We start from the raw sequence: 12,643 nt of genomic DNA, 5'->3' as shown, positions 1-12,643 counted from the left end.
TTCCTTAAATACTTTGTAGTAACGGGAAATGGGGTATCAACTCAGCCTTCGACGACCGCGAGAATTTCGTTCTCGCTCATCACCAGCAGGTCTTCGCCGTCTACTTTCACAGTGTTGCTGCCGGAGTAAGGGCCGAACACCACTTTGTCACCCACTTTCACGGCCAGCGCGCGTACTTCACCGTTGTCCAGGATGCGACCGTTGCCGACGGCGATGATCTCGCCACGGTTAGGTTTTTCAGCAGCCGAACCAGGCAGCACGATACCGCCAGCAGTTTTTGTTTCTTCTTCGCTGCGACGGATTACGACGCGGTCATGCAGAGGACGAAGCTTCATTGTCGATCTCCTAATTATGGTTTTTAAACGCCCGGTGCGAACACCGGCGGGTTAAAACATCCGGGCTTGCCGGTTACGGTTCGCGAGCGAACCGCAGAATACGGTCTGACGAAACGCGCCAGAAACCTTGCGGTGACCCATACATAAGGGCGAGCAAGCCGAATTCAAGGCTGACCCCAGAAATTTTTTGAAGGAAGTGTGGTCGCAAAAACGAACACGGCACCCGCAGGTGCCGTGTCGTGGTGGACGTGAATCACTTTTTGTCCAATGGCTCGAATTCGCCTTCGATCACTTCGCCCTCAATGACCTCAGGGCGGCGTGCTTCAGGACGGGCAGCGCCGGGGTGCATGGGACCCGGTGAATTCGCCGCATGCATGTTCTCGGCAAACGCACGCTGGCGCGCGGCCTGAGCCTCGGCGCGGTTGCGCACCTTACCGACGATCAGGCGACGGGTAAACGGCATCAGAAACAGCAGGCCCAGCACGTCACTGATGAAGCCAGGCAGCACGAGCAAACCACCGCCGATGGTCATCATCAAACCGTCGAGCATCTGCTGGGCGGGCAGTTCGCCACGGGCGAGACTCTGGCGGGCACTCAGCGCGGTGGCCACACCGGCGATCCGCACCACGAACACACCGAGCATTGACCCGGCAACGACCAGCAGGAAGGTCGGCAGGAAGCCGATCGACATCCCGACTTTCACCAGCACGAACAGCTCGAGCACCGGAAAAAGCAATAAAAGCAGAAGAAAAACGCGCATCAAAGTGAGTTCCTAAACGGAAGAAGGCTTCCAGTAGACCTTACGTGAAGTCGCAAAGTCGTTAATTCAAGCCTCGGCCTGTTCAAGTGTGGGCCATTTTTCAGCGTGAGCCAGTTGAATCAAGGCCTGGCGGACGTGTGTCGGCGTATTACAGGGTTCAGCGAAGGCCAGCCAGTGCAGACTTTGTCCCACGCGCAAATGCATGCCCTCGCTGTCGATGCCGACCAGCATGGCGGGCTCGGTCTTGGGCAAACCGGCCAGTTCGACGTAGTGGGCGATGGCCTTGGCGTGGTCGGCGTTCATGTGCTCGACCATGCTCACCTCCGCAGCCCCGGCAAATGGATTGGCCAGCGCTGCGTCGTCCAGCCAGTGAATCGCGCCAAAGCCGCCGATAAAGCGATAACGCACCGGCTTCAGCACCCAGAAATCGAAATCGTGGGCGCTGTGGTAACTCTGGGATTCCGGAAAATAGCGGTAGTAGCGCTGAGCGGCCGCTTCCGTCTGTGCCTGGTCGCTGATCTTCTCGGCCTCGGCCATCAGCGTGACGCGCCCCACCGCTTGCACATGTTCGGCGCCCCGTTCGCCCACCAGTAAAGAGCACTTGGCGTCGAGCTGCAGGTTGTGGGTGTGTTGCGCGATGCGGCTGATGAGGATCAGCGGACGGCCTTGATCATCCAGGCAATAAGGCACCACCGAGCCAAACGGGTAACCGGGCATCGACTTGGAATGGGTCGACAACACGCCACGGTATTCCTTGAGCAGCAAGGCTCGTGCTTGCCGGTTGGCGCTGGCGCTCATGTGGGGCTCCTGGGCAGTAAAACGAAGGCATCGGGGATGCGAAGCGGGAGACGGCGACGCATGCCACACGATAATCGTAATCGTGGGAAGGTGCCAGATTGGGAGGGAGTGACGGTTTGGCGGAAGGTTCGCGTAAAGAAAACGCGGTGAAAACTCAAGCCAGCCGGCGCGCGCAGATCAGAGGTTGACCTGCGCACGCTCAGGCATCGATAGAGCTGCTATTACCAGGAAACACCGAAACCGGCGGTGTAGCGGGTCTTGTCCAGGTCGCCGTTGTCGGAGCCGCTGATGATGTCCTTCTCAGCCTTGAGGTTGAGCGAGGCCCATTCGGTGACTTTGTAACGCAGGCCCACTTCCGTCTCGAGGCTGTAGTCAGCTACGCCGCTGATAGGCTTGCCGACTTCACCGTTGGTGAAGAATTCGACCTTCTTGCCGATCAGGTAACGGTTGTAGTCCCAAGTGCCGGACACGGAATAGAAGTTGTCCTTCTCACCGTTGGAATATTCGAAATCGGTGCGGTTAAGCAGCGCACCGATTTTGAATGCGCCCAGCTCGTCGTCCCAGAACTGGTAACCCGGACCGGTACCGACGGTGCGCTGACGGGCCAAGTCTTCAATGGTGTCACGCTTGTAGGTGATGCGGCCGTCCCAGAACCACTTGTCCGTGAAGAACCGGTCCACCGAGTACTCGGCGTCCCAGTTATTGGTAGTGGTCAGGCTATCCTGGGACTCGCGGTTGTACTCGCCCTTGGCGTTGTGGCGCCATTGGCCGTGGGTCGCTGAGGTCTTGAAGGCGATGTTGTAATCGTCGGTGTCGTTCTCGGCGCGCTGGAAGTCGAGCGCAGCGTCAACATTGCCCTTCCACACCAGATCAGTGACCACCGGCTTGGGTTTGATGATCTGCTGAATGCTCGCCAGCTCAACTGTCTTCGGTGCATCGCCATTGGCCAGCGTGACCTTGCCATCTTCGGCCGGCTGCAACGATTTGGAGACTTCGCCAGTGGTAGCGTCCTGCTTCACCAGAAGGTGCTGGTCACTTTCCAGCGTCTTGATTTCCTTCCAGTCCAGCGGGACGTCGCCTGCGTATTTGGTATTGATCAGCAGCTTGCCGCCGTCGAAGAACTTGATGGTCCCGGTCATTTTGTCGCCGTTTTTCAACCAGACGGTGTCAGCGAGCAATGGGGTAGAAGCAGTGGCAACAGCAACGCACAACAGGGTTCTGGACAACATAAGCAACGACAAGGCTCTGGTTCGCGGAAAATCGGGCATTATCCGAATGGACAACGTCTTGGCAATCGGCGGACCGCCGACACAGGTATGACTGACCGTCTAAGGCTTCTATAGTTCCTTGTCGAAAATTCCCGTTCATCCCTTTTACAGGAACGAATGCGTGATCGAACAAACACCGGCGCACGACGACCCTACCGGTCTCTCGCCCGCAGAGGCACGGCGCACGGCGCTTTACCTCACCTTGCATCAAGTGCCGGAAGGCAAAGTGGTCAGTTACGGTCAGTTGGCAGAGCTGGCCGGACTGGGACGAGCGGCACGCTTCGTCGGCAGGGCGTTGAGTCAGTTGCCGGACGGCAGCAGCCTGCCCTGGCACCGCGTGATCGCCGCCGGCGGGCGCATCAGCCTGGCGCCCGGAACGGTGTCGGGAGAGGAGCAACGCGCACGGCTGCGGGCCGAAGGCGTGACCATCCGTAACAATCGTGTGGATATGCAGCGTCATGGCTGGCGCCCGACAGAGCACAACGGTTAGAGTGCGCGCTTTGTTTACGTAACCTGAGGCAGATTCCAGCCCATGCCCCGCAAAACCTGGCGCGCCGCGCTCGCCGCATATGCCAGCCCCTCTACGTTTGTGCTCCTGTTGCTCGGCTTTGCCGCGGGCATGCCCTACATGTTGGTGTTCTCAACGCTGTCGGTCTGGCTCCGTGAAGCCGGCGTCGCGCGTGAAACCATTGGCTATGCCAGCCTGATCGGCCTGGCCTATGCCTTTAAGTGGGTCTGGTCGCCGTTGCTCGATCAATGGAGCCTGCCTTTGTTGGGCCGGCTCGGCCGACGTCGTTCGTGGCTGGTGCTTTCGCAGTCGCTGGTCACCCTGGGCCTGATCGGGATGGGGTTCTGTGATCCGCAGCAGCACCTCTCGTGGCTGATCGCGATTGCGGTGCTGGTCGCATTTTCTTCCGCGACCCAAGACATCGCCATCGACGCCTACCGCCTCGAAATCGCCAGCGACAGCCAGCAAGCGACTCTTGCCGCCAGCTACATGGCCGGCTACCGCGTCGCCGCCCTCCTCGCCACCGCCGGCGCGCTGTACTTCGCCGAAGGCTTCGGTTCGACCGGCTTCGCCTACAAACACTCGGCCTGGGCCGGCACCTACGTACTGTTCGGCCTGCTCATGGTGCCGGCACTGATCACCAGCCTGATCATGCGTGAGCCATCGGTGCCGATCCGCACCCAGCTGTCGGCGGTGCGTTACGGCTTTGCTCATCAACTGGCCTCGGTGTTCGTGCTGATCATTCTGCTGGTTTCGGTGCCGGCGATGTTCACCCAGCTGTACAACACCGATTTCGCCAGCGTGCTGTTCCAGGGCACCACCTGGAAAGACCTGCTGATGGAAGACCGCGCCTTTCTGCGCGCGATTCTCTACACGCTGCTGACCGTGGCCTGCCTGTCGTCCATGGGCCGACGCGGCCTGGCGCCGGTGCTGACGCCGATCAACGACTTCATCCTGCGTTATCGCTGGCAGGCGTTTCTGCTGCTGGGGCTGATCGCCACGTATCGCATGTCCGACACGGTCATGGGCGTGATGGCGAACGTGTTCTACATCGACCAGGGCTTCACCAAGGATCAGATTGCCAGCGTCAGCAAGATTTTCGGGCTGGTGATGACCCTGGCCGGCGCCGCGTTTGGCGGCCTGGCGATCGTGCGCTTCGGCATTCTGCCGATCCTCTTCATCGGCGGCGTGACCTCGGCAGCGACCAACCTGCTGTTCCTGATGCTGGCCGACATGGGCCCGAACCTGAAGATGCTGATCGTCACGATCTCGCTGGATAACTTCAGCTCAGGCCTCGCGACATCAGCGTTCGTGGCCTATCTGTCGAGCCTGACCAACCTCAAGTTTTCGGCCACTCAGTACGCGCTGCTCAGCTCGATCATGCTGCTGTTGCCGCGCCTGATTGGCGGCTATTCCGGGGTCATGGTGGAGAAGCTGGGGTATCACAACTTCTTCCTGGCGACCGCGCTGATGGGCGTGCCGACGCTGTTCATGATCGCCCTGCACTGGGCGCAGGAAGCACGCCGGGAAGCCCGGGAAGAAGCCGAAGAGCCGGCCAAGCCTGTGGACTCGGTGCTCTAGGCAGCGCTTTATCGTCCGGACCATGTGCGATCGCGCAGGATACTCCGTAAATGTGGGAGTGAGCTTGCTCACGAAGACTCTAGCCCGACCGCTAAAGATGCTTCGGATGCTCCGGCCCCTTCGCGAGCAAGCTCGCTCCCACAAGTTGTCGTCCGCGTTCACGATCCGCAGTGTCGCCATGTTTGACGTGCACGCTCCCGTGGCCCACTCAACAAAAAGCCCCGCACTCTCACGAGTCGGGGCTTTTTGGTTTCTGCGATCGAGCGTTAGGCCTTCGTAGGCTGCTCGTCCTGCACCACACGAATCACCCGTTGCGGGAACGGGATGTCGATGTTGGCCGCGCGCAGGCGGTCGCGGATTTCAGCGTTGAAGCGGTTCGACACGTCACCGAAGTCACCGGTCTTGGTCCACACACGCAGGGATACGGTAATCGAGCTGTCGCCCAGTGCCGCGACCACCGCCTGTGGCGCCGGGTCCTGCAGGATGCGCGGGTCATCCGCCATGTCCATCAACACTTGCAGCGCCTGCTTGAGGTCGGCGTCGTAGTCGATGCCCACGTCGAAGGTGATCTTGCGCGTCGGCTGACGGTTGGTGTTGGTGATGATGCCGTTGGACAGATTGCCGTTGGGCAGGATCACCGTCTTGTTGTCGCCGGTACGCAGCACAGTGTGGAAGATCTGAATCCCGTCCACGGTGCCGGATACACCCTGCGCTTCGATCCAGTCGCCAATGCGGAACGGACGGAACAGCAGAATCAACACGCCGCCGGCAAAGTTTGCCAGGCTGCCCTGCAACGCCAGGCCGATGGCCAGACCGGCCGCACCGATCGCGGCGACGAATGAGGTGGTTTCAACCCCGATCATCGAAGCCACGCTGACGATCAGCAGGATCTTCAGAATGATGTTGGTGATGCTGCTGATGAAACCCTGCAACGCCAGATCGACGTGGCGCAACGCCAACAGTGCACCCACCCGGGAAGTCAGTCTATTGATCAGCCACCAGCCGACCAGCAGGACGACCACTGCCAGCAGCACCTTGCTGCCGTATTGCATGACCATCGGGATCCAGGCCTGAGACGCTTTCACCAGATGGTCTACCTGGCCGTTTAAATCCAAGTCCATCTATTTCTCCTCTGAGTCGCGCATGGAAGGCTGAAGCAACGGCGCCGAGTGGGCCCATTGTTTCAGCGAGACCTGCATTCGGACGCACAGGAACCCATCGGGTTCCTGAGTCAACCTGAAATCGCAGGGCAAATCGCGGGGTAATCAGTCGCGGAAGTTGTTGAATTGCAGCGGCATGCCGAACTCGTGGCCACGCAGCGCAGCGATCGCCTCTTGCAGGTCATCACGCTTCTTGCCGGTGACGCGCACTTGCTCGCCCTGAATCGCGGCCTGAACCTTGAGCTTGGCCTCCTTGATGTGAGCGACGATCTTCTTCGCCAGCTCCTTGTCGATGCCTTCCTTGAGCGTGGCTTCCTGCTTCATGACCTTGCCGGACGCGAAGGGATCTTTCAGTTCCAGGCATTGCACATCGATCTTGCGCTTGACCAGGGCCAGCTTGAGGATCTCGATCATGGCTTCAAGCTGAAAACCTTCCTCGGCCGTCATCTTGATCAGCAGGTCTTTTTCCGTGAACTCGAAGCTGCCTTTGCCTTTGAGGTCGTAGCGGCGGTCCAGCTCCTTGATAGCGTTGTCGACGGCATTCGTGACTTCGTGTTTATCCAGTTCGGACACTACGTCGAACGAGGGCATGTAGATTCTCCAATTGATACGGCGCGGCTCAACATGTGGATGGAGCACGCCTGACTTGACGGTATGAAAGCCCGGTCATTATAACGAGACTTTTCCCACGTTCATGTGAGCCTGCGATGTTGATTTCGTTTTCCTTGCGCACCGAGATCTTCGTTGTCGGGGGTCATTTCTTTTGAATTCCGTGTGCTGGCACGTTCTGGGCGCGGGCAGTCTGGGGAGTCTCTGGGCCACGCGACTGGCCCGGGCGGGTCTGCCGGTGCGGTTAATCTTGCGCGACGAGGCCCGACTGGCGGCCTACGACGCGCACGCCGGTCTGGCGCTTGACGAGAATGGCCAGCGTCAGACGTTTGCCATTGCGGCGCAGACGGTCAGCGCGGATGAACCGATCCGGCGTCTGTTGGTGGCGTGCAAGGCCTACGACGCTGAACGCGCCGTTGCAGCCGTCGCCCATCGCCTGACCGACAAGGCTGACGTACTGCTCCTGCAAAACGGTCTGGGCAGCCAGGAAGCGGTGGCCGCCATGATCCCGCACGCGCGCTGCATTTTTGTCTCCAGCACCGAAGGCGCCTACCGCGATGAAGACTGGAGCGTGGTATTTGCCGGACAGGGCTCCAACTGGCTGGGCGACACACCGCACGGCGCGGCGCCAATCTGGCTGAACGACCTCAAGCAGGCAGGCATCCCCCATCAATGGACCGCTGACATCGCCGAACGCCTCTGGCGCAAGCTCGCGCTCAATTGCGCGATCAATCCGCTGACCGTGTTGCATCAATGCCGCAACGGAGCGCTGCAGGCCCATGCAGAAGAAGTGACGGCGCTGTGTGCCGAGCTCGCCCGCGTGCTGCAACGCTGCGGTCAGCCCGGCGCGGCTGACGGTTTGCTGGAGCAAGTGCAACAGGTGATTGCCGCCACCGCCGGGAATTATTCCTCGATGTATCAGGATGTCGCCAATGCCCGTCGCACCGAGATCCGCTACCTGCTCGGGCATGTCTGCGCGACGGCGGACGCCCTCGATTGCCCGGCGCCGATGCTGAACCAGTTACGCCTGCGTCTGATCGAACACCTCAACGCCCGGGGCCTGCCCAGCGACTGACGGGTTTGCTCACGGGCGGAACAGCGCTAACCTGCCCGCTCCTCATTCCGGTGACCTGCCCCATGCCATTGCGCCAGCGCCTCGAAAACCTGCCGGTCGGTCAAAAGCTTCTGGCCGCCTTGCTGGTTTTGCTCACCACCGTGCTGGTGGTCGCCAACCTGACCTTCATCAGCGCCGCCTATTACATCTCCCAGGAAGCGATGGCGCCCCAGGCCTTGCAAACAATCGGTCGGCTGATCAGCAATCCCGGGCTTTCCGAGCAAGCCTTGTCCTCGACCTCTAACGCCCAGGCGCTGCTCAAGGAACTGAAAAACTACGGCCCATTACGGGCGGCAGCGGTGTACGACGGCAGCGGTACGCGTCTGGCGCAGATGCAGCAAGGCGACAAGCTGCGCATGCCCGACCACTACCGGGATCTGGAGAGCTGGCGCGTCACCGAGTTTCGCAACACTCAGGTCATCCCCATTCCCAAAGCGGGGCAAGCGCAGGGGCATCTGTTGCTGGTCGCCAGCAGTGAATTGCCGACGGCGTTCTACACCGGCACGCTGACCGCCAGCCTCGGCATCCTGATCTTCAGCATCCTGCTCTGGGCCGGCGTTGCCCGGCAGATTCGGCGCTTTATCACCGAACCGATCTACCAGCTGGAAGACCTGTCGCGGCGGGTCACCCGCGAGGAGAACTACGCGCTGCGGGCGACGCCCGGCAACAAAGACGAAATCGGTTCGCTGGCCGAGGCCTTCAACACCATGCTCTCGCGCATGGAAGCCCGTGAGCAGCAGCTCAGACGCGCCCGCGATGAATCCCAGGACGCCTACGATCAGGCGCAGGGGCTGGCGGAAGAAACCCGTCACACCAACCGCAAGCTTGAGCTTGAGGTTCAGGTGCGCAGCAAGATCGAGAAGAAGCTGACAGGGTTTCAGAATTACCTCAACAGCATCATCGACTCCATGCCGTCGGCGCTGATCGCCCTGGACGAGCAGCTGTACGTCACCCAGTGGAATCAGGAGGCCGGCGCCCTGTCCGGTACGCCGCTGGATGAGGCGCTCAACCAGCCGATTTACTCGGCCTTCCCGCCAATGCGGGCGTTTTTGCCGCAGATCAAACAGACCGTCGAACGACACACCGTCACCAAGATCGAGCGCGTCACCTGGGTCAAGGGCGAAGAGTCCCGCCATTACGCCCTCACCTTCTATCCCCTGACCGGCGATGCCGGGCGTGGCGCGGTGATCCGCATCGATGACATCACCCAGCGCCTGTCGCTGGAGGAAATGATGGTGCAGTCAGAGAAAATGCTTTCGGTGGGTGGTCTGGCCGCTGGCATGGCCCACGAGATCAACAACCCCCTCGGGGCGATCATGCACAACGTGCAGAACATCCGCCGTCGGCTGTCGCCCGATCTGCCGAAGAACCTGGAGCAGGCCGAGCAGGAAGGTATCCAGCTGGCGGCGGTGAACCAGTACCTGATCGCGCGCGAAGTGCCGCAGTTGCTCGACGGCATTCAGTCGGCCGGGGCGCGGGCGGCGAAGATCGTCAGCCATATGCTCAGCTTCAGCCGACGCAGCAACCGGCAGTTGGCGCCGTGTGACCTGCCGGCGCTGATCGATCAGGCCGTGGAGATCGCCAGCAACGACTTCGACCTGACCATCGGCTTTGACTTCAAGGGCCAGAACATCATTCGCCAGTTCGACCCTGCTCTGGGCCCGGTGCCTGCGACGGCCAACGAACTGGAGCAAGTGCTGCTCAACCTGTTGAAGAACGCTGCTCAGGCCATTCACCAGCGCGAGAACGCCAGCGAGCCGGGGCGCATCATCCTGCGTACGCGCCTGAACCCGCCGTGGGCGGAGATTCAGGTCGAGGACAACGGCATCGGCATGCCGGAAAGCGTGCGCAAGCGCACCTTCGAACCGTTTTTCACCACCAAGGAAATCGGCCAGGGCACGGGCCTCGGGCTGTCGGTGTCGTATTTCATCATCACCAACAACCACAAGGGCCAGATGGAAGTGCATTCCACCCTCGGCCAAGGCACCTGTTTCACCTTGCGCCTGCCGCTGGTGGACAATTCGATAGATATGCCTGCACCACAGGTCATTGGTCAGAACGACCGGGAGTAGAGCCATGGGATTTCGCTTGTCGAAAATTTACACGCGCACGGGTGACACCGGCGAAACGGGCCTGGGCGATGGTCGCCGAGTGCCGAAGGATCATCCGCGGGTCGAGGCGATCGGGGAAGTTGATTCGCTGAACAGTCAGGTCGGCGTGTTGCTGGCCGGCCTTTCGGCAGCAGTCGCGACTCATCCGGCGCTGCAGGAGGTCATCGACGTATTGGCGCCCTGTCAGCATCGGTTGTTCGACCTGGGTGGCGAGCTGGCGATGCCGGAATACAAGGCGCTGAATGCGGCGGAGATCGAGCGCCTGGAAACGGCCATCGATCACTGGAATGAAGAGCTGGGGCCGCTGGAGAATTTCATCTTGCCGGGCGGCTCTACGCTGATCGCCCAGGCCCACGTTTGCCGGAGCCTGGCCCGCACGGCGGAGCGGCGTTGTCAGCACCTCAACGCGGTAGAGCCACTGGCCGGCGTCGGGCTGGCGTACATCAATCGGCTTTCGGATTTGCTGTTTGTCGCGGCGCGGATCATTGCCCGGCGCGAGGGGGTGGCGGAGATTTTGTGGGAGCCTGCGAAGAAACCGCAGTGATTTGGGAGACATTGCTGCGGTGCTGAGGGGCTACTGTCCTGACGTGCTGCTGTCCTGATACACCGCAACTCAGCTGGCAAGCGCAAATCCTGTAGGAGTGAGCTTGCTCGCGAAGACTGCATTTCAACCATTAGAGATCTAATGGATTTACAAACCTCTTCGCGAGCAAGCTCACTCCCACAATGATCCCATTCGCCGCTGAATCTGCGGTGTAGCAACCTTAGATCTCGCGGCTCGGACTTCGACAGCTGTCAGCTTTGCGGCCAGAACGCGCGAATTCCGGCCACACCCTGCGCACCACATTCCCATGCTTGCTGGCGATCCGTCGGCCCTACCCCGCCCAGCAGATAAACCGGCTTGCTGAAGCCCTCGATCAACTCGCGGGCCTTTTCCCAACCCAGCGGCTGGGCATCTGGATGGCTTTGGGTCGGCAGCACGGGCGAGAGCGTGACGAAATCCACGCCCATCTGCTCGGCCAGACTCAACTCTTCGGCGTCGTGACACGAGGCCGCCAGCCAACGGTCTTCGGGAAACGGACGGCCCTTGCTGGCGTATTTGCGCAGCTGTTCGCTGGTCAGGTGCCAGCCCGCTGCCGGAAAGTCACCAAGCCATTCGCGCGGTCCTTTGAGCATCAACTGCGCCTTGCCCGCGCATAGCCCGACCGCGTCCACCGCCACGTCACGGTATTTCGGGTCGTACATGTTCGGCGCACGCAGCTGAACCAGCTTGATGCCGCCGGCCACTGCCGTGCGTATACCGCGCAACAGCTCCGGCGTGTCCAGATCGTCCGGGGTGATGAGGTACTCACCCGGCAAACGCGCAGCGGCCACGATCGGCCGATTCGCTGCCGGGAATTCATACTCGGCCAGCTCCCGCTGCGATACCCAGGCCAGCGGTTGCCCTTCAACACCGTCGGGCTCGCCGGTGAACGACGAGACTTCCCAGACATCCAGCAACACCTGCTTGTCCGGGTAGTCGTGCTTGATCTTGATCAGCGGACGCGCTGCAGTCACGACGATGCCCAGCTCTTCGTGCAGCTCGCGGGACAGCGCTGCTTCGACCGACTCATCAGGTTCGACCTTGCCGCCGGGAAACTCCCACAAGCCGCCTTGATGCTGTTTGTCGGCGCGTCGTGCGATGAGGATCTTGCCGTCGGTGCCACGGATCACCGCCGCGGCCACATGGATGCGTTTCACGTTCAACCTTCCTCCAGACCCGCCTGCTGCCAGCGCTTGAACTCAGGCCACTGATAAATCGTTTCGACGTAGGCTGCCGCGTCTGAGGGCAACTCGACGTGATAGGTACGAAAGCGCACGGCGACCGGTGCGAAGAACGCATCGACGATGCCCGGCGTGCCGAACAGGAAACCTTCACTCACACCCGACACCGCGCGGCATTCACGCCACAGCGCAACCATGCGGTCGATGTCTGCCTGAGCTTCGACCGAAATGACTTCCAGCGCCTCGTCCTGGCGCAAATCCATCGGCAAACGCGAGCGCAGTCCGACAAAGCCGCTGTGCATTTGCGCGCATGCCGACCGGGCCTGAGCACGGGCGGCGACGTCCGCCGGCCACAAACCTGCGTTCGGGAAGCGCTCTGCCAGGTACTCACAGATCGCCAATGAGTCGACGATGGTGCCGTGCTCGCACTTCAGCGCAGGGACTTTACCGGTCGGCGAATGCTCCAGAATCAGGCGCGTGGTGTCGGCCTGATTCAGGCGAATCACCTGATCGCTGAACGCCTCGCCGGTCAGCGCAAGCGCCAGCCAGGGGCGCAACGACCAGGAGGAATAACGTTTGTCGCCGATGATCAGATGCAGGCTCATGTCTTGGCTCCATTGAAACCGGTGGACTCG

Annotated in this window: 13 protein-coding genes; 5 read left to right on the top strand and 8 right to left on the bottom strand. The window is 61.0% G+C overall.

Annotated elements, in window-relative coordinates:
• Nucleotides 1–41 precede the first annotated feature (41 nt).
• From M1E04_RS04940 to M1E04_RS04925, 4 genes are all read right to left on the bottom strand, one after another.
• Nucleotides 42–335 carry a co-chaperone GroES gene (locus M1E04_RS04940; RefSeq protein WP_065992178.1) on the bottom strand — a complete coding sequence of 98 codons (294 nt, stop codon included), beginning with the start codon at nt 333–335 and terminating at the stop codon, nt 42–44.
• Nucleotides 336–588: 253 nt separating this feature from the next.
• The gene (locus M1E04_RS04935; protein ID WP_065992177.1) at nt 589–1,095 is read right to left on the bottom strand and encodes an FxsA family protein; all 507 of its coding nucleotides are present in this window, start codon (nt 1,093–1,095) and stop codon (nt 589–591) included.
• A gap of 66 nt (nt 1,096–1,161) precedes the next feature.
• Nucleotides 1,162–1,893 (bottom strand): HugZ family pyridoxamine 5'-phosphate oxidase, encoded by a 732-nt coding sequence (locus M1E04_RS04930; RefSeq protein ID WP_456292487.1) that lies wholly within the window; start codon nt 1,891–1,893, stop codon nt 1,162–1,164.
• A 221-nt stretch (nt 1,894–2,114) separates the two neighbouring features.
• Nucleotides 2,115–3,122: a DUF481 domain-containing protein gene (locus M1E04_RS04925; protein ID WP_065992174.1), complete on the bottom strand. Its 1,008-nt coding sequence runs from the start codon at nt 3,120–3,122 to the stop codon at nt 2,115–2,117.
• A 160-nt stretch (nt 3,123–3,282) separates the two neighbouring features.
• Between M1E04_RS04925 and M1E04_RS04920 the strand changes: the two genes are divergently transcribed.
• Complete coding sequence (locus M1E04_RS04920) at nt 3,283–3,651, top strand: MGMT family protein (RefSeq protein ID WP_083233242.1); 369 nt, start codon at nt 3,283–3,285, stop codon at nt 3,649–3,651.
• Between the two features lie 42 nt (nt 3,652–3,693).
• Nucleotides 3,694–5,250, top strand: a complete 1,557-nt coding sequence (locus M1E04_RS04915) for an AmpG family muropeptide MFS transporter (RefSeq protein WP_065992167.1) — start codon at nt 3,694–3,696, stop codon at nt 5,248–5,250.
• 266 nt (nt 5,251–5,516) lie between these two features.
• Here the strand turns inward: M1E04_RS04915 and M1E04_RS04910 are convergent, their stop codons facing one another.
• Nucleotides 5,517–6,365 carry a mechanosensitive ion channel family protein gene (locus M1E04_RS04910; protein ID WP_065993168.1) on the bottom strand — a complete coding sequence of 283 codons (849 nt, stop codon included), beginning with the start codon at nt 6,363–6,365 and terminating at the stop codon, nt 5,517–5,519.
• Nucleotides 6,366–6,515: 150 nt separating this feature from the next.
• Nucleotides 6,516–7,001, bottom strand: coding sequence for a YajQ family cyclic di-GMP-binding protein (locus M1E04_RS04905; RefSeq protein WP_065992166.1), 486 nt, complete (start codon nt 6,999–7,001; stop codon nt 6,516–6,518).
• 172 nt (nt 7,002–7,173) lie between these two features.
• On the opposite strand from M1E04_RS04905, the gene M1E04_RS04900 reads away from it, so the two are divergent.
• From M1E04_RS04900 to M1E04_RS04890, 3 genes are all read left to right on the top strand, one after another.
• Entirely contained in the window at nt 7,174–8,094 is a 921-nt protein-coding gene (locus M1E04_RS04900; RefSeq protein ID WP_456292486.1) for a putative 2-dehydropantoate 2-reductase, read from the top strand.
• Nucleotides 8,095–8,156: 62 nt separating this feature from the next.
• Nucleotides 8,157–10,205 (top strand): sensor histidine kinase, encoded by a 2,049-nt coding sequence (locus tag M1E04_RS04895; RefSeq protein WP_410928478.1) that lies wholly within the window; start codon nt 8,157–8,159, stop codon nt 10,203–10,205.
• 4 nt (nt 10,206–10,209) lie between these two features.
• Nucleotides 10,210–10,788, top strand: a complete 579-nt coding sequence (locus tag M1E04_RS04890) for a cob(I)yrinic acid a,c-diamide adenosyltransferase (RefSeq protein ID WP_065992164.1) — start codon at nt 10,210–10,212, stop codon at nt 10,786–10,788.
• Nucleotides 10,789–11,039: 251 nt separating this feature from the next.
• On the opposite strand, the gene M1E04_RS04885 is transcribed toward M1E04_RS04890, so the two are convergent.
• Both M1E04_RS04885 and M1E04_RS04880 read right to left on the bottom strand, forming a co-directional pair.
• A complete protein-coding gene (locus M1E04_RS04885; RefSeq protein ID WP_456292485.1) occupies nt 11,040–11,984 on the bottom strand; it encodes a Nudix family hydrolase in 945 nt (314 codons plus the stop codon).
• A 2-nt stretch (nt 11,985–11,986) separates the two neighbouring features.
• Nucleotides 11,987–12,613, bottom strand: a complete 627-nt coding sequence (locus tag M1E04_RS04880; RefSeq protein ID WP_456292484.1) for a glutathione S-transferase family protein — start codon at nt 12,611–12,613, stop codon at nt 11,987–11,989.
• Nucleotides 12,614–12,643 lie beyond the last annotated feature (30 nt).

Source organism: Pseudomonas sp. AK106 (assembly GCF_053903055.1).
This window is presented reverse-complemented; position numbering and strand designations above follow the sequence as displayed.

What these genes read in the sequence shown, in the direction of transcription:
- M1E04_RS04935 (WP_065992177.1), bottom strand. Translation starts at nt 1,095, where the DNA reads ATGCGCGTTTTTCTTCTGCTTTTATTGCTTTTTCCGGTGCTCGAGCTG.
- M1E04_RS04915 (WP_065992167.1), top strand. Translation starts at nt 3,694, where the DNA reads ATGCCCCGCAAAACCTGGCGCGCCGCGCTCGCCGCATATGCCAGCCCC.
- M1E04_RS04940 (WP_065992178.1), bottom strand. Translation starts at nt 335, where the DNA reads ATGAAGCTTCGTCCTCTGCATGACCGCGTCGTAATCCGTCGCAGCGAA.
- M1E04_RS04925 (WP_065992174.1), bottom strand. Translation starts at nt 3,122, where the DNA reads ATGTTGTCCAGAACCCTGTTGTGCGTTGCTGTTGCCACTGCTTCTACC.
- M1E04_RS04890 (WP_065992164.1), top strand. Translation starts at nt 10,210, where the DNA reads ATGGGATTTCGCTTGTCGAAAATTTACACGCGCACGGGTGACACCGGC.
- M1E04_RS04905 (WP_065992166.1), bottom strand. Translation starts at nt 7,001, where the DNA reads ATGCCCTCGTTCGACGTAGTGTCCGAACTGGATAAACACGAAGTCACG.
- M1E04_RS04895 (WP_410928478.1), top strand. Translation starts at nt 8,157, where the DNA reads ATGCCATTGCGCCAGCGCCTCGAAAACCTGCCGGTCGGTCAAAAGCTT.
- M1E04_RS04880 (WP_456292484.1), bottom strand. Translation starts at nt 12,613, where the DNA reads ATGAGCCTGCATCTGATCATCGGCGACAAACGTTATTCCTCCTGGTCG.
- M1E04_RS04930 (WP_456292487.1), bottom strand. Translation starts at nt 1,893, where the DNA reads ATGAGCGCCAGCGCCAACCGGCAAGCACGAGCCTTGCTGCTCAAGGAA.